Origin of the sequence: Mesorhizobium sp. Root102 (assembly GCF_001425625.1) — a bacterium.
In the GTDB taxonomy this organism is placed as follows: domain Bacteria; phylum Pseudomonadota; class Alphaproteobacteria; order Rhizobiales; family Rhizobiaceae; genus Mesorhizobium.
The window spans coordinates 138,741-158,281 of the sequence record NZ_LMCP01000001.1; the positions used below are offsets into that span (position 1 = coordinate 138,741).

The 19,541-nt window shown below is 61.6% G+C and carries 20 protein-coding genes; 10 read left to right on the forward strand and 10 right to left on the reverse strand.

Annotated elements, in window-relative coordinates; genetic code table 11:
- Window positions 1-148: 148 nt before the first annotated feature.
- Window positions 149-1,186, forward strand: coding sequence for a hypothetical protein (locus tag ASD12_RS00650; protein WP_056581895.1), 1,038 nt, complete (start codon window positions 149-151; stop codon window positions 1,184-1,186).
- On the opposite strand, the gene ASD12_RS00655 is transcribed toward ASD12_RS00650, so the two are convergent.
- The 3 genes from ASD12_RS00655 to ASD12_RS00665 form a co-directional block, all read right to left on the reverse strand.
- Complete coding sequence (locus tag ASD12_RS00655) at window positions 1,164-1,511, reverse strand: DUF1491 family protein (protein WP_056580674.1); 348 nt, start codon at window positions 1,509-1,511, stop codon at window positions 1,164-1,166. The two genes, ASD12_RS00650 and ASD12_RS00655, sit on opposite strands and share 23 nt — an antisense overlap.
- Before the next feature lie 127 nt (window positions 1,512-1,638).
- Window positions 1,639-2,436 (reverse strand): peptidoglycan-binding protein, encoded by a 798-nt coding sequence (locus ASD12_RS00660; RefSeq protein ID WP_056580677.1) that lies wholly within the window; start codon window positions 2,434-2,436, stop codon window positions 1,639-1,641.
- Window positions 2,411-4,159 carry a PAS domain-containing sensor histidine kinase gene (locus ASD12_RS00665; RefSeq protein WP_056580680.1) on the reverse strand — a complete coding sequence of 583 codons (1,749 nt, stop codon included), beginning with the start codon at window positions 4,157-4,159 and terminating at the stop codon, window positions 2,411-2,413. Before ASD12_RS00665 ends, ASD12_RS00660 begins: the two co-directional genes overlap by 26 nt.
- A 535-nt stretch (window positions 4,160-4,694) precedes the next feature.
- Here ASD12_RS00665 and ASD12_RS00670 point away from each other — a divergent pair.
- Both ASD12_RS00670 and ASD12_RS00675 read left to right on the forward strand, forming a co-directional pair.
- On the forward strand, window positions 4,695-5,048 hold the full coding sequence (locus ASD12_RS00670) for a DUF5330 domain-containing protein (RefSeq protein ID WP_056580683.1): 354 nt from the start codon (window positions 4,695-4,697) through the stop codon (window positions 5,046-5,048).
- A 102-nt stretch (window positions 5,049-5,150) separates the two neighbouring features.
- Window positions 5,151-5,579, forward strand: coding sequence for a SufE family protein (locus ASD12_RS00675; protein WP_056580686.1), 429 nt, complete (start codon window positions 5,151-5,153; stop codon window positions 5,577-5,579).
- 112 nt (window positions 5,580-5,691) lie between these two features.
- Here the strand turns inward: ASD12_RS00675 and ASD12_RS00680 are convergent, their stop codons facing one another.
- Together ASD12_RS00680 and ASD12_RS00685 are read right to left on the reverse strand one after the other, a co-directional pair.
- Window positions 5,692-6,117, reverse strand: a complete 426-nt coding sequence (locus tag ASD12_RS00680; RefSeq protein WP_013532660.1) for a MucR family transcriptional regulator — start codon at window positions 6,115-6,117, stop codon at window positions 5,692-5,694.
- 440 nt (window positions 6,118-6,557) lie between these two features.
- The gene (locus ASD12_RS00685; protein ID WP_056581896.1) at window positions 6,558-6,926 is read right to left on the reverse strand and encodes a hypothetical protein; all 369 of its coding nucleotides are present in this window, start codon (window positions 6,924-6,926) and stop codon (window positions 6,558-6,560) included.
- Between the two features lie 116 nt (window positions 6,927-7,042).
- Between ASD12_RS00685 and ASD12_RS00690 the strand changes: the two genes are divergently transcribed.
- The 3 genes from ASD12_RS00690 to ASD12_RS00700 all read left to right on the forward strand — a co-directional run bounded on the left by ASD12_RS00690 (window position 7,043) and on the right by ASD12_RS00700 (window position 10,423).
- On the forward strand, window positions 7,043-9,166 hold the full coding sequence (locus ASD12_RS00690; RefSeq protein WP_056580691.1) for a S9 family peptidase: 2,124 nt from the start codon (window positions 7,043-7,045) through the stop codon (window positions 9,164-9,166).
- Entirely contained in the window at window positions 9,163-9,789 is a 627-nt protein-coding gene (locus ASD12_RS00695; RefSeq protein ID WP_056580695.1) for a LysE family translocator, read from the forward strand. The genes ASD12_RS00690 and ASD12_RS00695 overlap by 4 nt, the downstream gene beginning before the upstream one ends.
- A 232-nt stretch (window positions 9,790-10,021) precedes the next feature.
- Window positions 10,022-10,423: an SET domain-containing protein-lysine N-methyltransferase gene (locus ASD12_RS00700; protein ID WP_056580698.1), complete on the forward strand. Its 402-nt coding sequence runs from the start codon at window positions 10,022-10,024 to the stop codon at window positions 10,421-10,423.
- Here ASD12_RS00700 and ASD12_RS00705 read toward each other — a convergent pair.
- From ASD12_RS00705 to ASD12_RS00720, 4 genes are all read right to left on the reverse strand, one after another.
- Window positions 10,420-11,370: a cytochrome c gene (locus ASD12_RS00705; RefSeq protein WP_056580700.1), complete on the reverse strand. Its 951-nt coding sequence runs from the start codon at window positions 11,368-11,370 to the stop codon at window positions 10,420-10,422. The two genes, ASD12_RS00700 and ASD12_RS00705, sit on opposite strands and share 4 nt — an antisense overlap.
- Window positions 11,371-11,379: 9 nt before the next feature.
- Window positions 11,380-11,817, reverse strand: coding sequence for a cytochrome c (locus ASD12_RS00710; protein ID WP_056580704.1), 438 nt, complete (start codon window positions 11,815-11,817; stop codon window positions 11,380-11,382).
- Between the two features lie 175 nt (window positions 11,818-11,992).
- Window positions 11,993-12,592, reverse strand: a complete 600-nt coding sequence (locus tag ASD12_RS00715; protein ID WP_027053553.1) for a superoxide dismutase — start codon at window positions 12,590-12,592, stop codon at window positions 11,993-11,995.
- 107 nt (window positions 12,593-12,699) lie between these two features.
- Complete coding sequence (locus ASD12_RS00720) at window positions 12,700-13,578, reverse strand: branched-chain amino acid aminotransferase (protein ID WP_056580708.1); 879 nt, start codon at window positions 13,576-13,578, stop codon at window positions 12,700-12,702.
- A gap of 157 nt (window positions 13,579-13,735) precedes the next feature.
- Here ASD12_RS00720 and ASD12_RS00725 point away from each other — a divergent pair, with 157 nt between their 5' ends.
- From ASD12_RS00725 to ASD12_RS00740, 4 genes are all read left to right on the forward strand, one after another.
- On the forward strand, window positions 13,736-14,398 hold the full coding sequence (locus ASD12_RS00725; protein ID WP_056580710.1) for a haloacid dehalogenase type II: 663 nt from the start codon (window positions 13,736-13,738) through the stop codon (window positions 14,396-14,398).
- A gap of 168 nt (window positions 14,399-14,566) precedes the next feature.
- The gene (locus ASD12_RS00730; protein ID WP_056580714.1) at window positions 14,567-15,391 is read left to right on the forward strand and encodes a L,D-transpeptidase; all 825 of its coding nucleotides are present in this window, start codon (window positions 14,567-14,569) and stop codon (window positions 15,389-15,391) included.
- Window positions 15,392-15,513: 122 nt separating this feature from the next.
- Window positions 15,514-16,596 carry an alpha/beta fold hydrolase gene (locus ASD12_RS00735; protein WP_056580716.1) on the forward strand — a complete coding sequence of 361 codons (1,083 nt, stop codon included), beginning with the start codon at window positions 15,514-15,516 and terminating at the stop codon, window positions 16,594-16,596.
- Between the two features lie 156 nt (window positions 16,597-16,752).
- Entirely contained in the window at window positions 16,753-17,802 is a 1,050-nt protein-coding gene (locus tag ASD12_RS00740; protein ID WP_056580719.1) for a class I SAM-dependent methyltransferase, read from the forward strand.
- A 114-nt stretch (window positions 17,803-17,916) separates the two neighbouring features.
- Here the strand turns inward: ASD12_RS00740 and ASD12_RS00745 are convergent, their stop codons facing one another.
- Window positions 17,917-19,464 (reverse strand): helicase HerA-like C-terminal domain-containing protein, encoded by a 1,548-nt coding sequence (locus ASD12_RS00745; protein WP_056580723.1) that lies wholly within the window; start codon window positions 19,462-19,464, stop codon window positions 17,917-17,919.
- Between the last annotated feature and the right edge of the window lie 77 nt (window positions 19,465-19,541).

The window sequence follows — 19,541 nt, forward strand, 5'->3', positions numbered from 1 at the left end:
ACGCCTCCAAATATCATTAAGGCCGGCAGAGGGTTAACGGAGCGCTAACGGATCGTCGCTAACTTGATCTTTGTTCTTGGCGCTCGCGAAACCGACACAGTCCCGGTCGAGCGTGCCCAAGCTTGTGTCGAGTACGGGCGTATCCTTCGTGTCATCTTCGGACTTCAGGCAAATCGCGGTACGAAAAGACTCGGGAAAGGCCGAAAGGCTGTTCCGCGCCGCAGTGTCGGCGTTCTGCTCGCTCACCCGCCCTTCACGCCGTGAGATCGGCCAACTCGAAGACCTGACGCTGCCGCTGTTCGACAATGTGTCCGTCGAATCCCGCCGTTACGTGGCGGCCGCCCTTTCCGAATGCGAATATGCCCCTGCGGCACTGGTGCGCCGTCTCTGCGAGGAACCGGTCGACATTGCCGCGCCGTTGCTCATCCGCTCACGCGCCGTCAACGACATCGATCTCATCGCGCTTATCGGGCGACATGGCCTGCCGCATGCCCGCGCCATTGGGCGCCGCAAGGGCCTGAACCCGACCATCGCCGATCTGATCCGGGCGCTGGAAAGGCCAACTCTGGTGCGCGTGCGGGAGCCGGAGGCGAAAGCCATCGCAGCAGACGAGATGGTGTCGGTGAGCACGGAAACGGCCTCCGACGAGCCCGCCCGAGAACAGGCGCTCGGCATCGCAGCCGAGAATGCACGGCGCAGGCTGCGCTCGATGATGCGCACGGGCGACGAGACGGCAGCGACGAACGCCGATCTATTCACAGGCGCCGACACCTATGTGAAATTGCGCGAGACAGCGCTGACGGGAAACGCCGCGTTCTTCCAGACCGCGCTCGCCGATGCGCTCGATATCGATTTCTCGATCGCGCGATCGCTCACCGCCAACCATAACTACGCATCGCTGCTTGCGGCATTGCGCTCGCTGGACCTCAGCGAAGACAAGGCCTTCCTGATCGCCGTTGCCGTCTACCCCAGCCAATTCCCACATCCTCAAGCTATCCGCACCTTCCTCGACCGCTACCGCCAGCTGCATCGCGAGGCGGCCCAGGACAAGGTGCGGCACTGGAAAGCCGAAACCCTCTCGAGGGTGGTTCGCGACGCCGCACCGGCAAACAGCGATACCCGCATGGCATCGAACAGCGACGATGCGGCTGAGACCTCCGGCCTCAGGGCGTCTTCACGGAAATAAGTTCCTCGACAGGCACGGTGCCGGCCTCGATCTCGACCACCCAGATGTCGGGATCGAACTTCTTTTCCCGTTCCAGCCTGGCATCGAGCACTGCGGCATCGTCGCCGGCTCCGAGCAGACTGAAAAACCGGTCGTCGGGCTTGGCCGAATCGTAGCTTGTCTGCGGTGCCGGCCCGAACAGGGCAACCTCGCCCAGCCTGCCCCGCGCCAGGACGAAGACAGCGCCGGCTTCGGTCGCGCCACGCTTGACCACGGCGGCAAATCCGCCGGCGCCGAAAACCCGGCGCAACAGGGCCGAGACCCACAGATCCGATGTGACGCGCATGAGAGAACTCCGCTAATGCATGTCGCCCAAAAGTGGCCCCGGTTTTGGGACAACGACATGCATGAAAACAAGGCAAGCGGGTTCTGTATCGATATTTGCGCCGCTCGGCGAGCCGTCGTTTCGGCCGTCAGTTGGTCAGGCCGATCTCGCGCATCTTGACGTAGACGATCTCATCGGGGTCGCCCGTCTGCGGCAGCCCGAACAGCGACTGGAATTCCTTGATCGCCGCCTTGGTGCGCGCGCCGACGACGCCGTCCAGTTGCATGTCGTCATTGCCGAACGCCTTGAGCCCGGCCTGGATCTTGACGATGCGGGCATCGGGCGCTTGCGTCGCGGCGTTCGACTCGGCGGCATTCGCCTGCCCCGAATTTGTTTGCAAAGACACCGGAACGGCGGCCGGCATATCCGGGCGCGGCTGCGGCCTGGGTACGACGGAAGCGGTTTTCGGCGTCGCGCCCAATTGATCCAACAGAAGCGCATCGATCTCGCCGGATGCGTTGAGCCCGACCTTCTGCTGATAGGCCTGGATGGCCTTGCGCGTGTTGGGCCCGGAAATGCCGTCGACCGTTCCGGAATAGAAATCGAGATCCTTCAGTATGCCTTGCACCTGCTCGACCACCGGGTCACCTTTGATCGGCGCCGGCGCGCCGGATGGCCGCACGATGTTGAATGTCGTCTCCGGTTCGTCGGATGCAGCGCGCGGAAAGCCCTCGATGCTGCGGGTCGCGAAAAACGCGCCGGCATGAGGGAACGGCTGATACCACAAGGCATTGGCGGAAACGTAGAACAACGTCACCAGGAATGCGGTCGAGCCACCCACCAGGACAGGATTGCGCGAGATCATGCCACCGACGGCGACGGCGCCGTCCTGAAAGGCATTGCTGCGGCGCTTGACCGCCTTAGGCTGTTTTGCGGAGCGAGCCATTTCTGTCCCCTTTCGCCATGGCCACAGGCATCGTCAGCACGCCGGCCTTCTCCGCCTGATGCCCCTTCGGTCCGTTCACCGGCAGGCTGATGGTCACCGTGGTGCCCTCGCCCGGCATGCTTTCAATGGACATCGTGCCTTCGTGCAGCGCCACCAGGCCCTTGACCAACGACAGGCCGAGACCGGTCCCCTCGAAACGGCGGGTATAGTCGTTCTGGATCTGCATGAAGGGCTTGCCGAGATTGGCAAAATCCTCCTCGGCGATGCCGATGCCGGTGTCCCTGACCCAGAAATGCAAGCGCGAGCCGATCCGCTTGGCGCCGACGACGACATCGCCGCCATCGGGGGTGAATTTGATCGCATTGGAGACGAGGTTGATGAGCATCTGCTGCACGGCACGCTGATCGGCATTGATGTCGCCGGCGTCCGGCGCGATCTGCGCCTGCAGATGGATGTTCTTGGCCTGCGCCTGCAGTTGCATCATCGACTGGCACATGTCGACCGCTTCCGCGAACCGGAACGGCTCCGGTTCGGTCGCATAGACGCCCGATTCAATCCTGGACACGTCGAGTATCGAGGTCACGACTGCAAGCAGATGCTGGCCCGAATCCCTCACAAGGCCGACATATTCCTTCTGGCGCGGATCCTTGAAGGCGCCGAACATTTCATGCAGCAGCATGTCCGAGAAGCCGATAATGGCATTCAGCGGCGTGCGCAATTCGTGGCTGACCACCGCAAGGAAGCGCCCCTTCGCCACCTCGGCGGACGCGGCCGCTTCATTGGCCGCCGCCAGATCCTCGCGCAGCCGGGCAATCTCGTCATTCTCGCGCAGGACAAGCGTGAAGACGTCGCCCTGTTCCTCGGCTCGCACCAGATCGAGCGAGAACGGCCGATAATTGTCGGCCGTCATGCGACTGTCATTCTGGCCATTGCCGTTCTGGGGCAGCCTGATGCGTAATTCGAGCCGGCGCGACAACGCGCCGTCGCGCATGTCAGCCAGGGCGCTGAGATAGGAAACGCGATCCGACAGATGGACGCGATCGAAAAGGCCGCTTCCGGACAGCAATTCGGGCGGCAATTTCAAAAGCGTGCGCGCCTTTGGCGAAGCGTCCAGAACCTCGCCATGACGGGCGACGCGCAAGATCACCGCATCGATGATGTCTTCAAGCCGGTCGGCAGTGTCGACCACATCAGCCGCATCGGCCGTGTTTCGAAACGCCGATGCGCGCGGGATCAGCGTGAGCGCCCAGGCCAACGGCACCAGCCAGTGCCACGCCGCGATCTGCGCTCCTGCGAACGGGAACACGGTTCCAGCCAGAGGCTGAGCCAGGATGGCGACCGCGGCCGACAGGGCTCCCCACAGTGCCGCGCGCCGTGAGGCGCCGATCCACCAGGCTTCGAATGGCAGCGCCACGACAAGCATGGCGACAGGCGAACTCAGCCCGCCCGCGGCGGCAATGAGACTGCCGAGAGAAATGCCCGCCACTGCCAGGGCGATCCGACTCGCCATCGCCATCCTGCCGGTCGCCGCCACCAGCAAGGCGACGAACCAGCACAGGCCAAAGGCCGCGAAGATGGCGGCCATGGTGACGGCGGCGCCCATGCCCGAAGTGACCAGCGTGACCGCGGCACCCGCGGCAAAGAAAGGAGCAGCGAGCATGACGCCGATGAAGCGGCGCTGGCGCTCGCGGTCGCCTTGCCCAAGGATGGACGGATGGACCATACGTTCGCAACCGGCGGCAATCGCGCCAGGCAATTCAACGTATCTGGCCTTGATTGAACTCAACTCAACGCACCCGTAATCGTCGTGGACAGCTCTGCCCTGCAGATCTTTCTGGTTGGCTTTGAAACTCGCATCCAGCGTTTAAGGAATGGATAAGGCAGGGCCGACCAAAGCCCCGGCCTGCGGCAAATATCGGGATGCCGGCAGCCGAAAGCCCGGGCAAATGCAGCCATAGTAAACGGAGGGTTATTCGGCGACGGTGCCCATCGGGTGGGAGCATGCGGCACCTTGACTCCGAGATTTCAAGAAAAATACAGGAAAAACATGGAGATAGATGGTTATCGTATGTTAAGGAAACTCGTTCGGATTTGAGACAAATCGTTTGCACAACGGCTCGTTTCGAATTTGCCTAAAATTTGAGGAAAATTGTCGCTTTGCCTGCAAGCCGTCCTTTGCGCCTGTGTGCCAACATCCTGCCACAAAAGAGGTCATGCCATATGGACGCATGATCCGGTCACGACGAGAGGGCAAGGGCATGTTCTTTTTGATGAGAATGGCTTTCTGGTTTTCGCTGGTGCTGCTGGCGTTGCCATTGAGTGTCGGTTCCGATGAAGCGGGGCATGAAAGCGTCGGGCCGATCCAGGCCTTGTTTGCGGCACGCGAGGCAGTTGGCGACATCGCCGGCATTTGCGAGCGCAAGCCCGATGTCTGTGAAACTGGCAAGTCCGCGATGCACACCATCACCGCGCGCGCCAAGGAGACCGCCAAGATCGCGGCAGCAATGCTGGACGACAAGTCCACTGCCGGCCCCGATACATCGACGATGACTGGCAGCGTGCCGGAAGAAATCGTCTTGCCCGAGACAGTCAACCTGCCGACGCAGAATTAAGCCGTTTTCGACGGCGCACCGCGGGCTGTCTGCCCTCTCGACACCCGCGGTGTCCTTGTTTTTTCCGTGACGCGGAGCCGCCGCGTGACTATATCCGGCATTATGACCACGACGATCCAGACGATCCGCGACGACTTCTCGTTCCTTGAGGAATGGGAAGACCGCTATCGTTACGTCATCGAACTCGGCGAGGCCTTGCCGCCGTTTCCTGACGAGCAGCGCAGCGCCACCAACAAGGTGCCGGGTTGTGTCAGCCAGGTCTGGCTGACCACCGAACGCGGAGCTGGGGCCGACCCGGTCATCACCTTCACCGGCGATTCGGACGCTCATATCGTGCGTGGGCTGGTCGCGATCATGCTGGCGCTGTTTTCCGGCAGGACCGCCAGCGAAATCCAGAAGACCGATGCGGAAGCGACATTGAAAGAGCTCGGCCTCGACGAGCATCTGTCGCCGCAGCGCGCCAACGGCCTTCGCTCGATGGTCAAGCGTATCAAGCGCGATGCCGAGGTGGCGCTCAAGCAGACCGCCTGAGCGCGTTTCACACTCTTCCTGGAATTGCTCTACTCGATCAGCGCGTTGCCGCCCCGCAAAATCAAACGGCGCCCGAAGGCGCCGTTTATCGATTCGGTCTGGCTGGCTGCGATTACCGCGCCTTGCGCTTGCGGCCGAGACCCATCTTCTTGGCGAGCTGGGACCGGGCAGCCGCATAGTTGGGTGCAACCATCGGATAGGTCGGGTCGAGGTTCCACTTTTCGCGATACTGATCCGGCGTCAGGTCATAATGGGTCATCAGATGGCGCTTCAGCGACTTGAACTTCTTGCCGTCTTCGAGGCAGACGATGTAGTCGTCATGAACCGAGCGCTTCGGGTTGACCGCCGGCTTTTGCTTGTCGGCAGGCGGCTGTTCGGCGGTTCCGCCCACACGCCCGAGTGCGGCATGGACATCGGATATCAGGTTCGGCAATTCGCCGACCGGCACGGGATTGTTGCTGACATAGGCGGCCACCACATCGGCGGTCAATTCGATCAGCGCATCGCTGTTTCTGGAAGGTGTTTCGACAATATCCATGGTCTTCAGGCCCCAACAAGAGTTACTCGATCCGCGCCCTTTTTTACAGGCAGGGCATTGCACGAACTTTGTGCAGGTAGAGCTTCTGCGATTCGTGTCGCGGGCACATCAATGAGCCTGCGCGCCAAGTAAGTCAATTCGACCCTTGCGCTATATTGAACGATGTTGGTCAATTATTCCCGGATCAGCTTCAATCTTTCGTGCATTGTGCAATTTATCGATATTTCGCGCGCCAACCAGCAACGGCTGACGCGACGTCAGCTCGTCGTTACATTCGCGGCAACTCACAAAGCGGGTTTCAATGCTTGATTTTGCTTGGCTATTGCACGCGCAAACTTGGTTGTTCATATCTGCCCACAAAACCACAGGTTGCCGCCGTCGAGCAAGCAATCAGGGACATCTCTGTCATCCGGCCGGATCGGTTAACCGCGCCGCGTCAATCAATGCGGGGTTATGTATTTGCCGTAGGCCCACCCGGTGACGAAGTTGCCGTTCTGGGCCGGGTCATGCCAGATTTCGCACCAACGATAGCGAACCTTCTGTTCCTGCTTCCACGCCGGCTGGTTGGCGATGTCGAGCAGGTTTATCCCGCCGGTGCATCGTCCGGTCATCTGCAGAACGGTCCCATTCGGGTATGCCGCCTGCTTCTGGGACGTGCCCGAAGGGTATTTGCGCACATTGAGCGTGTCGCCGAACGGCACATTGGCCACTTGCCAAGCCGCGAATACGGTCGCATGAGACTGGCCGGCAAAGGCCAGAGTTAGCGAAGCAACGGCGAAAGCCGCAGCAGTCCGAGACCGAACAGTCATCATCTTTCCTCCCGGCTCATCTCCTGGAGCCGACACAACCCATAGACTGCGGCTCTTGAACCCGCCCTGATCGGTGTGTTCATTTGCCATTCAAGATACTTCCAAAGCGAGACGCAATGACCAAGACATCCGTATTTCCGATCGTCAGCCCGCCAACGCCCGAGAAGCGGCCGGTTTCCGACACACATCACGGCATCACGCGAACCGACGACTATGCCTGGCTGCGCGCCGACAACTGGCAGGAGATGTTCCGGGACCCGTCATTGCTAGATGCGGGGATCCGAGCTGAGCTCGAGGCGGAGAATGCCTACCAGTCAAAGCTGATGGCCGATACGGTCGAGATGCAGAAGCAGCTTTTCAAGGAGATGAAGGGCCGTATCAAGGAAGACGATTCTTCCGTGCCGATGAAGGATGGGCCCTATGCCTATGGTTCGTCCTTCAAGCTTGGCGGCGAGCAGCCGCGCTATTTCCGCATGCCGCGCGACGGCGGCGCCGAGCATATCCTGCTCGACGGCGACGCGGAGGCCGCAGGCAAGGCCTATTTCCGTCTTGGCGGTGTCGACCATTCGGCCGACCACACCAAGCTGCTGTGGGCATTCGACGACAAGGGCTCCGAATTCTACACGCTTCGCGTGCGCGACCTTGCCGATGGCAAGGAGCTTGCCGACCAGATACCCGACACCGGCGGTTCAGGTATCTGGAGCGCCGGCAATGACGGCTTCTTCTATACGCGACTCGACCCCAACCACCGGCCGTCCAAGGTCCTGTTCCATGCGCTGGGCGACAGCCCGCAAAGCGATCGGCTGATTTATGAGGAAACCGATCCCGGCTTCTTCATGAATGTCGACGGCACCCGCAACAACGAATGGATCATGATCGGCATCAACGATCACGAAACTTCGGAATACCGCCTCTTGAGCGCCAGCGATCCGTTTGCCGAACCGAAACTGGTCTCGCCGCGTGAGATTGGCCTTCAGTATGACCTTGAAGAAGGGGGCGACATCTTCTTCATCCTGACCAATGCCGATGGCGCCAAGGATTTCAAGATCATGACGGCACCGGCGAGCGATCCGGTCCGTGCCAACTGGCAGGAACTGGTGCCGCATGAACCCGGGCGACTGATCCTGTCGGTGATCGGCTTCAGGGACCACATGGTCCGGCTCGAACGCAAGGAAGGCTTGCCGCGCATTGTCGTGCGCGACCGCAGCAGCGGCGAGGAGCATCATCTGTCCCTAGACGAGGAGGCTTTCTCGCTCGGCCTGTCGGGTTCCTATGAGTACGATACCGAGATCATGCGCTTTTCCTACTCGTCGATGACGACGCCGGCCCAGGTGTTCGACTACAATATGCGCACCCGCGAGCGGGTGCTGCTGAAAACCCAGGAGGTGCCGTCCGGCCATGACGCGGAGCACTATGTCACCAGGCGGCTGATGGCGCCGGCCAGCGATGGCGAACTGGTGCCGATCTCGCTCTTGCACCACCGCGACACGCCGCTGGATGGATCCGCACCGTGCCTGCTTTATGGCTACGGCTCCTACGGCATCACCGTGCCGGCCGCCTTCAACACCAACTGGTTCTCGCTGGTCGACCGCGGCTTCGTCTTTGCCATCGCTCACGTCCGCGGCGGCAAGGACAAGGGCTATGGCTGGTACGACGACGGCAAGCGGGCGCACAAGATGAACACGTTCACCGATTTCATCGCCGTCGCGCGCCATCTGGTGACCGAGCGCTACACGGCGCATGACAGGATCGTCGCGCAAGGCGGTTCGGCCGGCGGCATGCTGATGGGCGCCATCGCCAACATGGCGCCGGATTGTTTCGGCGGCATCGTCGCCGAGGTTCCTTTCGTCGATGTGCTCACCACCATGCTCGACGCGAGCCTGCCGCTGACGCCGCCGGAATGGCCTGAATGGGGCAATCCGATCGCGTCAGCCGACGACTATCGAACCATCGCCGCCTATTCGCCCTACGACAATGTCGCAGCGCTCAACTATCCGCCGATCCTGGCGCTGGCCGGTCTCACCGATCCGCGCGTCACCTATTGGGAGCCCGCCAAATGGGTGGCGCGGCTGCGCGAGCGCAAGAGCGGCGACAATCCGGTGCTGTTCAAGATCAACATGGATTCCGGTCATGCCGGTGCCTCCGGCCGGTTTTCGCGGCTGGAGGAGATCGCCTACACTTATTCGTTTGCACTGAAGGTGATGGGCAGGGCGCAGCTTACTGGAGAAATCGTCCGATGATCGATCTCGCTACCTTGATTGCCTATGTCGCGGTTGTGCTCGGCTTCGTCTTTATTCCGGGTCCGGCCACGCTCCTTACCATAGCGCGGGCAACGAGCTCCGGAACCAAGGTTGGCATCGCGACCGGCGCCGGGATCGCTGCCGGCGACGTGTTTCACACCGTCATGGCGATGGTTGGCATCTCGGCGATCATCGCCACGTCGGCGGCGCTGTTCAGTATCATAAAGTACATCGGCGCGGCCTACCTGGTTTATCTCGGCATTCGCGCGATCATCGAGAAAACACCAGCCAACCCGGCTGCCGGTGCGCTCGCGATCTCCGCCGGCAAGGCGTTTCGACAGGCTGTCCTGACCGAAGTGCTCAACCCCAAGACCGCGCTGTTCTTCCTCGCTTTTCTGCCTCAGTTCGTGCGGCCTGAAAACGGATCGGTGATGCTTCAGTTGACCATATTGGGGGTTATCTTCGTCTTACTCGGCTTTTTCAGCACGGTCGTCTTCGCGGCGAGCGCCGGTCGGCTCGGCGCGTTCCTGCGCCGAAATCCGACAGTGCTGAAGTGGCAAGGCAAGGTTGTTGGCGGCATCTACTGCGCTCTGGGTATTCGGCTCGCGCTGCAGCAGCGTTGACCTTTTCATCCCTATTCGCCGTCGGTCAGCGGAACGGGTCGCGAACCGACCGCCGCTGTTCCTCGACGGATTTCCAATGTCATGAGTTTTTGATTTGCGTATAATCTTTTCCGAGGCTTCATTTCGCGGTCATGCGCCGCGATTTTCTGCTCGCAATTGCCACCATCGCGCGCTACCCAATGCCCGGCTTTTCAAAGCCGCGACTGCCAGTACTGTCTCGCAAGGGTCCGCCATGCTGCTCGTTGACGTCTATCTCGACAAATCGTCCATCCAGGGCATCGGTGTGTTTGCCAGGGCCCACATTCCGCGCGGCACGCTGATCTGGAAGTTGGACCCGAGATTCGATCGGATCATCGACGTGGAAACTTATGAGAGCGAAAGCGGATCGGTGAAGAACTATCTCGACCGCTATTCCTACCCCGACCGGCGCGACCCGAACTACATCGTCTTCGAAGCCGACGACGCCCGCTTCATGAACCATGCGGATGAGCCGAATTGCGACGTCTCCTCACCTGAGGAAACATACGCCTTGCGCGATATCGCGCCTGGCGAGGAACTGACCTGCGACTACAATCATTTCTTTGAAACCGGCTTCGATTTCCTCGGCGACCGCCACCTGTCGCCGGAAAACTAGCTCGCCGGCTTTTTGCGCGGCGGATAGCCGTTTGGATGCGGCGGTACCGCCTTGAGGTAGGCGGCGATGGCCGCACGGTCCTCGGGCGCGAGTTCGGCCATGTTCCGCTGCACGTCGACCATGGCGCCGCCGACGGAATCGAAATCAGGCGTGAAGCCGGTTTCGAGGTAGTTGGCGATGTCGGCTTCCGACCAATCGCCGATACCGCCTTCGCCCGATGTGATGTTCGGCACGACGCCGCTGCCCTCGGCGGCCACGGCGCCGGCCAGCCACGCGTTCTTTTTCGTACCGCCTGCAAAATCGCGCGGCGTGTGGCATTCGCCGCAGTGCCCCGGCCCTTCGACCAGATAGCGGCCGGCCATCACCGGGCCAGGCGTGCCATCGGGCAAGGGAACGACCGGCTGGTCGCTGAGATAGAGCAGTTTCCAAAGGCCGATGCCGCGGCGGATGTTGAAGGGGAAGCTGAGCGAGTTCGCTGGCGCCTTGCCGGCGACGGCCGGTAGCGTCTTCAGGAAAGCATAGAGGTCGGCAATGTCGGCCGGATTCATGCGCGCGTAGGATGCATAAGGAAAGGCCGGATAGAAGTGTTCGCCCGAGGGCGACACGCCCTTCAGCATGGCATTGGCGAGGTTCTCGACAGACCAGGCGCCGATGCCGTCCTTGGGATCCTGCGAAATATTGGGCGGCACGAAGGTGCCGAACGGCGTCTTCAGTTCGAGGCCGCCGACCAGTTGAAGGCGGGCGTCACCCTGCGAGCCCGGCTTCGAATGACAGGATGTGCAGCCGCCGGCATAAAAAATGCGCTTGCCCCTGGCGGCATCGCCAGGGCCGAGTTGCGCCACAGTTTCAGCATCCAGCCTTACCGGCGCCGACAGCAGCCATCCGGCAACCGCGCCGACGCCGCCCAGAACGAGGACGGCGCCGACGAGTTTTCTCAGCAAGGGCATCGGCCGCGATCAGCCCTTTTTCACCCTGTAAGTTTGATGGCAGCTGGCGCAGTCACCGCCGATGGTGTTGAGCTGCGTCGTCAAGGCATCAACATCGGCTGGCGGCGCCGCGACCGCGGCCTTGACGTCGGCCAGAAGCTTGTCCTCGGCCGCATTGAAGCCGACCTTGTCTTCCCAGATTTTTGGCGAGGCCGTGGTGTCGCCCGTATCGCTGCCGGCCGGGAACAGCGCCTCGGCATTGAACTTCTCGGCATTGGCTTGCAGCGCCTGCAGCGCCGTCAGTACGGCCGCGGCGTCGAAGGATTCTTCACCTTTGACAACCTTCGACAATCCGCCGGCAATCTTTCCACGTTCCTTCATCAGAGCCTGCCGGTCGAGGATCGGATCGGCGGAGGCCACCGAACCGGCAAAGGCGAGCATAGAGATGGCGAGGACAAGCTTTCTCATTCAATTGGCTCCATGATGAAGGTATTCGGACAGGGCGTTAACCGACGCTGCCAGGGCGTTAACGGACGCTGCGTGGGGAATATTCCCTTCCCCCGGATGATTTTTCTCAAACCTTTACGAAGACCTCGACGCCAAAAGAAAAGCCCCGGGGATGCCGGGGCTTTCTGAAAATCGGTCACTTCGCCTTTTCGTACAATTCCAGCACGTGATCCCAGTTGATCAGGCTGTCGACGAACGCCTCGAGATATTTCGGCCGAGCGTTGCGGTAGTCGATGTAATAGGAGTGTTCCCAGACATCGACGCCGAGGATCGGCGACGCGCCATGGACGAGCGGGTTCTCGCCATTCGGCGTCTTCGAGATCGCCAGCTTGCCATCCTTGACCGAGACCCAGGCCCAGCCGGAGCCGAACTGTGTCGTGCCGGCGGCAATGAAGTCGGCCTTGAACTTGTCGTAACCACCGAGATCGCTATCGACCGCCTTCTGCAGGGCGCCCGGCAATTTGTTGCCGCCGCCGCCCTTCTTCATCCACTTCCAGAAATGGATGTGATTGTAGTGCTGGGCGGCATTGTTGAAGAGACCGGCATTCTTGCCGAACGACTGCTTGACCACCTCTTCGACCGACAGATCGCCCATGCCGGCTTCGGCGGCGAGCTTGTTGCCGTTGTCGACATACGCCTTGTGGTGCTTGTCGTGGTGATATTCCAGGGTCTCTTTCGACATGTAAGGCTGCAAGGCCTCATAATCGTAAGGCAAAGCGGGCAATTCAAAAGCCATGGATGGTACTCCCTCATGGAAAAATCCGGTGTCGATACCGGACTAAGATAGCGCTGGAACGGGTTGGGACAACTCCGGGATGAAGCGTCGATCACCTTTTTATCCGCTCAGGCGGCGGAAGTCGAATGCGCCCAATCCCAATAGAGTTCGCGCGCCTTCTTGGCCACCGGCCCGGGTTGCAGGTTGCGGTCTTCGATACGGGTGATCGGCACCACCTTGGAATGGTTTCCGGTTGAGAAGATCTCGTCCGCTTCGAGGAAATCGCGCACCGACAGCGTCTTTTCCGTGGTCTTGAAGCCATACTCACCAAGCAGCGTTATCGTGCGCGAGCGGGTGATGCCGGAGAGGAACGTGCCGTTCGGCGCCGGTGTAAAGACATGACCGTCCTTGACCAGGAAGATGTTCGAGGTTCCAGTCTCGGCGACGTTGCCCAGCATGTCGAGCACCATTGCGTTGTCGAAGCCTCGCATCTTGGCTTCGAGAATGGCACGACCGTTGTTGGGGTAGAGGCAGCCGGCCTTGGCGTTGGTCGGCATGGTTTCGATGGTCGGGCGCCGGAAAGGCGATACGGTCACCGAAAAGCCGGTCGGCGGTATCATCGGTGATTCGTAGAGGCAAAGGCAGAAGCGGGTCGACGCGGGATCGGCCGGCACGCCCATATAGCCGCCGTGCTCGGCCCAGTACATCGGCCTGATGTAGACCGCAGTCTTGCCGTCGAACTTCTTCAACCCATCCCACGTCAGCCCAACGATCTTGTCGGCAGTCATCGACGGCTTGAGACCGAGTGCAATCGCCGAGGAATTCACCCTGGCGGCATGAAGCTCGAGGTCGGGGGCGACGCCTTCGAACCAGCGGCCGCCGTCGAACACGCTGGTGCCGAGCCACATGGCGTGGCTGCGCGGTCCCAGAATGGCGACATTGCCCTCGTGCCAATCACCATCGACGAAAGTCCATGTCGCGGATTGCGCCGCAGCCGCCAGTGTCATCGTGTTATCCCGTCTCAATCGATCTCGTGTGACAGCTATTGGAAGATGCTTTGGCGGGCGCCGTCAACCGGCATCAAGGAGTTTTGTTGAGGCCAGAGACGGAGCGCGATGCAATCAAGGCTTGCACCTTGTCGCGCCTGCCCTCAAAACTGTTATCATGCAATACACCGCCTATGTCTTCGACGCCTATGGCACGCTGTTCGACGTGCATGCCGCCGTGCGCCGCCATGCCGACCGGGTCGGGGCGGACGGCCAATTGTTGTCCGAGATCTGGCGCGCCAAGCAACTCGAATATTCCTGGGTGCGCACGCTGATGGGCGCCTATGTCGATTTCTGGCAGTTGACCGAACAGGCGCTCGATTTCGCCTTGCGCAAGGTTCCCTCGGCCGACCCCGGCCTCAAGGCGACATTGCTGGATGCCTACTGGCGGCTGGATTGCTATCCGGAAGTGCCGGCCGTACTCAAGGCGCTCAAGGCCTCCGGAGCGCGGCTGGCGATCCTGTCCAATGGCTCGCCCGAAATGCTGCAGGCGGCGGTCAAGTCCGCCGCGCTCGACCAAGTCCTCGACGATATCTATTCCGTCGATACGGTGCGGCGCTTCAAGACCGATCCGGCGGTCTACGACATGATCGCCACCGGCTGGCGCCTCTATCCCGGCGCGGTATCCTTCCAGTCCTCCAATCGCTGGGACATCGCCGGCGCCACCAAGTTCGGTTTTCGCACGGTGTGGATCAACCGTTCCAACCAGCCCGAAGAATACCGGGACTTCCCACCGGCCCTGATCCTGCCATCGCTCGAAGCTTTGGTGCCGGGTAGCTAAGATCTGTGGCCCTGGCGCCACAGTGGCCTCGCGGTCACAGCTTCGCCTTTGTTTGTCCACCTTCAGGCCAGAATCGGAACCGCCTATCGCCCCAGGTGTTGTCAGGCACCCGCGCAACGGTCGGCGAATTCATGCTTTGTTGCGATTTGAGACTTAAAGAAGGCAACCATGTCCAAAACCGAAATCGAATCTCTTCGCCTGAGCCGTCGCGGCTTTCTCAACGCCGCAGCCTTGGGCGCCGCTTCGATCGCGGTTTCCGCATGCGCCACCACCGGGCCGGGGCCGGTCGAGCCGCCTCCGCCAACCTATGTCGAGCCGCCCCTGCCCGACTATGCGACGATGTACGCGGCCGTCAGCGATGGCGGTTTCGACCTTCCCGCCATACCGTTCGACAAAATCGATCCGCAGTTCCTGCGCCAGATCGTTCCCGATCCGACGGGGCAGAAGCCCGGCACCATCATCGTCGACACGACCGGACACCATCTCTATCTCGTGCGCCCGGGCGGCCAGGCGATCCGTTACGGCGTCGGTCTCGGCCGCGCCGGCTTCGAATGGTCCGGCGACGCCGTGGTCCAGTGGAAGCAGAAGTGGCCGAAGTGGACGCCGCCGGATGAAATGATCGCCCGGCAGCCGGAATTGAAGCCGTACAGCGCCGACAATGGCGGCATGCCCGGCGGCTTGAAGAACCCGCTCGGTGCGCGTGCGCTCTATCTTTTCCAGGGCAACGTCGACACGCTCTACCGCCTGCATGGCTCTCCGGAATGGAAGTCGATCGGCAAGTCGGTCTCTTCAGGCTGCGTGCGCCTTATGAATCAGGACATTATCGACCTCTATGACCGCGTGCCTTCCAAGACGCCGGTCATCGTGACCAGCGACGCCAGCCAGCCGATGGTGGCGACGGCCAACCGCCAGGCGATCCCGATCGACGCCGGCGTGCCGGACGGATCGGTGCTGCTCGGCCCGGTAAAGGCAGTGACAGACGCGGTCTTCTGATCAGGCGAAGGAGCGGCGGATTCGGCGCTCCTTCCACCGGATGATTGTCCTGAAACGATATCGATTCTGCGTCTGCCGAGATCGGTCTGTTGACTGGCGCCCCACTGCGATATTCTTGCGCGATGAAACTCAGCCAGAGCATACGGTTCTGCACGTCCGAAGACGGTACCCGCATCGCTGTCGCATCCTGCGGAGAGGGAAAGGTGATCGTGCGGGCGGCGCACTGGTTGAGCCATGTCGATTATGATCTGGAAAGTCCGGTTTGGCGGCCATGGCTCCAGGTCCTTTCGGCCCGCAACCGGTTTGTACGCTACGATCCACGCGGCTGCGGCTTATCGGATCGCCATGTCGCCGACCTGTCGATCGAGGCGTGGCACGCAGACCTGGACGCCGTGACGGCGACCATCGAGCAGCCAAGCTTCGTTCTGCTCGGTCTTTCGCAGGGCGGCGCTCTCAGCATCGCATATGCATTACGGCACCCTGAGCGGGTGTCGCATTTGGTGCTCCTCAACGCCTATGGTCAGGGTGCGAGGGTTCGGGCGCAGACCGAGGCCGAACGGTTGGAAGCCGAAACGCTTGTCAATTTCGTTCGCATTGGCTGGGGACGCGAAAATCCTGCGTTCTGCCGGTTCTTCACCAATCTTTTCATTCCCGACGGGACACAAGAACAGCATCGCTGGTGGGGCGATCTCGAGCGTGTGACGGCAAGCGCCGACGTGGCCGCCCGCCTGCTCTGGCAGATGCAGGGGATCGACGTCCTGGACCTTGCGGCGAAACTCCGCGTCCCGACATTGATCGCGCACAGCCGAGGGGATATGCGCGTGCCATTCAATGAAGGCTGCAAGCTTGCCGCAGCGATCCCTGGAGCGCGCTTCCTACCGCTTGAAAGCAAGAACCATGTTCTCCTGCCGACCGAGCCGGCCTGGGCTGTATTTCAGAGCGAACTTGACGCCTTCCTCGGACATGACCGGCCCAAGCAATCGCGCGCAATCCACGAGGCCGGCCTGACACCTGCCGAGGCGGCGCTTCTGGATCTGGTTAAAGAGGGGCTGGACAACCGCGCCATCGCGCAACGCCTTAGCAAGAGCGTGAAGACGGTGCGCAACCAGCTGTCGATGATCTTCGGCAAGCTTGGCGTGCACAGCCGATCGCAGGCAATCGTGATGACGCTGTCCGACAGAGGGCGAGCGCCGCAGCCCGATTGAGATCGGCGCAGCCATAAAAGTGGGACATCTGTCCCTGTTTGGACCCGATTTCCTTGCCCGCGCGGGACCGCCGCATCATGCCCATCGTTCCCCGGCGTCTCATCCTTGGATTGACGGACCGCAAAGGCGTCGTCCGAAGATCAGGAGGAACCCGACATGACGCAACTCAATGAAACCACGCTCAATGAATTGGTAGGCCGCGTCCTGGGCGACCTTGGCGGGGCAGTCAGTGTACCGTTGGTTCGAATCGGAGATGCGCTGGGTCTGTACAAGACGCTCAAGGAGATCGGGCCGGCGAAGGCCGACGAACTTGCCGATGCCACGGGATGCGCGCGCCGCTACGTTCGCGAATGGCTGGCGGCACAGGCGGCGTCCGGCTACGTGCATTTTGAACATGGGCGGTTCTCGCTGACGCCCGAGCAGTCATTCATATTTGCGGAGCCTGACAGCCCGGTCCATCTGATCGGCGGGTTCGATACCGCGGCCGCCATGGTCGAGAACCAGCCAAAGGTGCAATCGGCTTTCAAGACCGGACGCGGCGTTGCCTGGGGCGACCAGGCAGGTTGTCTGTTCTGCGCGGTGTCACGCCTGTTCCGGCCGGGTTATGTCAATGCCCTGGTGAAGGAATGGCTGCCGGCGCTTGACGGGGTTGTCGACAAGTTGAAGGCGGGTGCGTCGGTGGCCGACGTTGGGTGTGGGCACGGGCTGTCGACGATCCTGATGGCGCAGGCGTTCCCCCACTCCCGATTCATAGGTTACGACTTCCATCCGGCCTCGATTGCCGCCGCGACCGCGCACGCCCGGTCGTACGGGCTGACGAACCTGGATTTCGAGGTCGGCCGGGCGCAGGACTTTCCAGGACACGACTTCGATCTGGTCACTTGCTTCGACTGCTTGCACGATATGGGCGATCCGAAGACCGCGGCGGTGCATATTCGCAATTCGCTGAAAGACGGCGGCACCTGGATGGTCGTCGAGCCCATGGCAGGAGACACGCTGGAGGAAAATATCAATCCGGTCGGACGGCTCTACTACTCGGCCTCGACGATGATCTGCGTTCCCACATCGCTGGCACAGGAGACGGGCCTCGCGCTTGGCGCGCAAGCGGGAGAGAACCGGCTGACCGAGGTGATCCGCTCAGGTGGTTTCTCTCGTGTCCGGCGGGCCGCCCAGACCCCCCTCAACATGGTGCTCGAAGCGACCTGACGACGAAGAGGCCGGTTCGGGTCCCGATCCGAACCGGCCAAAATCTCTATCCGCAACCAGCTGTTCTGATGTCCTCCCGACCACGGCACGGCCTCAAGCCGTGGCATCCGAGGCTCACCGCCCCCTGGAAAGACTGCCCAGGATCCCGCGCACGATCGCCCGGCCAACCGACGAGCCGACCGAGCGCACCACCGACTTGATCGCCGCCTCGGCCACGGTCTGGCGATTGGACGGGCGCGGCGCTGGGGCGCGCCTGCCACCGGATTGTGGCGCGGGATCGTCATTGCCGAAGCCTGGAATGGTCCAGCGCGAGCCGCCGCTGCCGTCCTGCTGCGCCTGCTCTTCTGCATCCTGCGCGTCCTTGGCCTTTTTCTGCAGCATCTCGAAAGCCGATTCGCGATCGATGAGCTGGTCGTACTGGCCGGTGACCGGGCTTTCCTGGATCAGCTTTTGCCGTTCGGCGGGCGTGATCGGCCCGAGGCGCGAGGATGGCGGACGGATCAATGTTCGCTGCACCATGGACGGAACACCCTTGGTTTCGAGCGTCGAGACCAGCGCCTCACCGGTGCCGAGCTGGGTGATGGCGGTCATGCAGTCGAAGTCCGGATTTGGCCGGAACGTCTCGGCCGCCGTCCGCACCGCCTGCTGCTCACGCGGCGTATAGGCGCGCAGCGCGTGCTGGACGCGGTTGCCGAGCTGGGCCAGAACTTTTTCGGGGATATCCAATGGGTTCTGCGTGACGAAATAGACGCCGACGCCTTTCGAGCGGATCAGGCGGACGACTTGTTCGACGCGATCGATCAGCACTTTGGGTGCTTCGTCGAACAGAAGATGCGCCTCGTCGAAAAAGAACACCAGCTTCGGCTTGTCGGGATCGCCGACTTCCGGCAGCACCTCGAACAGTTCCGACATCAGCCACAGCAGGAAGGTCGCGTATAGCCGCGGGTTCATCATCAGCTTGTCGGCGGCAAGCACGCTGATGGCGCCCCGTCCATCGCGGGTGGTGCGCATGATGTCGGCGATGCGCAGTGCCGGCTCACCGAAGAAGTTTGCCGCGCCCTGCTGCTCCAGGACCAGCAGCGTGCGCTGGATCGCCCCGACCGACGGCTTCGTCACATTTCCGTAGCGCGAGCCGATCTCGTCGGCGCGCTCGGCGATGTTGGCCAGCAGCGCCTGCAGATCCTTCATGTCGAGCAGCAGCAGGCCTTCCTCGTCAGCCAGGCGGAAGGCGATGTTCATGATGCCTTCCTGCGCCTCGGTCAGGTTCATCAGCCGCGACAAAAGCAATGGCCCCATTTCGGAAACGGTGGCACGGATCGGGTGACCCTGCTCGCCGAACAGATCCCAGAAGATGACCGGAAATTCCTGGAAGTCATAAGGGTCGAGCTTGATCTGCTCGGCCCGCTTGACCAGGAAATCCTGTGCCGTGCCCATCATGGCGATGCCGGACAGATCGCCCTTGATGTCGGCGCAGAACACCGGCACGCCGGCATTGGAAAATCCTTCCGCCAATATCTGCAAGGTGACGGTCTTGCCGGTACCGGTGGCGCCGGTCACCAGACCGTGACGATTCCCGTATTGCAGCAACAGTTGCTCGGCACGCTGATAGCTGTCGTCGGGCTTGCGGCTGGCGCCGATGAAAATACTGGTGTCGTCAGCCATATGTCCGGTCTCCGCAAACTGATGTGTCTAAAAGCCAATGGCCTTGCCGCAGGTATAGTGAGGCCATCGCAGAGCGA

Bases quoted from the DNA above. Each gene is read 5' to 3' on its own strand.
- ASD12_RS00660 (WP_056580677.1), bottom strand. From the start codon at position 2,436: ATGGCTCGCTCCGCAAAACAGCCTAAGGCGGTCAAGCGCCGCAGCAAT.
- ASD12_RS00680 (WP_013532660.1), bottom strand. From the start codon at position 6,117: ATGGATATTGTCGAAACACCTTCCAGAAACAGCGATGCGCTGATCGAA.
- ASD12_RS00675 (WP_056580686.1), top strand. From the start codon at position 5,151: ATGACCACGACGATCCAGACGATCCGCGACGACTTCTCGTTCCTTGAG.
- ASD12_RS00740 (WP_056580719.1), top strand. From the start codon at position 16,753: ATGACGCAACTCAATGAAACCACGCTCAATGAATTGGTAGGCCGCGTC.
- ASD12_RS00700 (WP_056580698.1), top strand. From the start codon at position 10,022: ATGCTGCTCGTTGACGTCTATCTCGACAAATCGTCCATCCAGGGCATC.
- ASD12_RS00690 (WP_056580691.1), top strand. From the start codon at position 7,043: ATGACCAAGACATCCGTATTTCCGATCGTCAGCCCGCCAACGCCCGAG.
- ASD12_RS00670 (WP_056580683.1), top strand. From the start codon at position 4,695: ATGTTCTTTTTGATGAGAATGGCTTTCTGGTTTTCGCTGGTGCTGCTG.
- ASD12_RS00705 (WP_056580700.1), bottom strand. From the start codon at position 11,370: ATGCCCTTGCTGAGAAAACTCGTCGGCGCCGTCCTCGTTCTGGGCGGC.
- ASD12_RS00720 (WP_056580708.1), bottom strand. From the start codon at position 13,578: ATGACACTGGCGGCTGCGGCGCAATCCGCGACATGGACTTTCGTCGAT.
- ASD12_RS00730 (WP_056580714.1), top strand. From the start codon at position 14,567: ATGTCCAAAACCGAAATCGAATCTCTTCGCCTGAGCCGTCGCGGCTTT.
- ASD12_RS00685 (WP_056581896.1), bottom strand. From the start codon at position 6,926: ATGACTGTTCGGTCTCGGACTGCTGCGGCTTTCGCCGTTGCTTCGCTA.
- ASD12_RS00710 (WP_056580704.1), bottom strand. From the start codon at position 11,817: ATGAGAAAGCTTGTCCTCGCCATCTCTATGCTCGCCTTTGCCGGTTCG.
- ASD12_RS00665 (WP_056580680.1), bottom strand. From the start codon at position 4,159: ATGGTCCATCCGTCCATCCTTGGGCAAGGCGACCGCGAGCGCCAGCGC.
- ASD12_RS00735 (WP_056580716.1), top strand. From the start codon at position 15,514: ATGAAACTCAGCCAGAGCATACGGTTCTGCACGTCCGAAGACGGTACC.
- ASD12_RS00725 (WP_056580710.1), top strand. From the start codon at position 13,736: ATGCAATACACCGCCTATGTCTTCGACGCCTATGGCACGCTGTTCGAC.
- ASD12_RS00715 (WP_027053553.1), bottom strand. From the start codon at position 12,592: ATGGCTTTTGAATTGCCCGCTTTGCCTTACGATTATGAGGCCTTGCAG.
- ASD12_RS00655 (WP_056580674.1), bottom strand. From the start codon at position 1,511: ATGCGCGTCACATCGGATCTGTGGGTCTCGGCCCTGTTGCGCCGGGTT.
- ASD12_RS00695 (WP_056580695.1), top strand. From the start codon at position 9,163: ATGATCGATCTCGCTACCTTGATTGCCTATGTCGCGGTTGTGCTCGGC.
- ASD12_RS00745 (WP_056580723.1), bottom strand. From the start codon at position 19,464: ATGGCTGACGACACCAGTATTTTCATCGGCGCCAGCCGCAAGCCCGAC.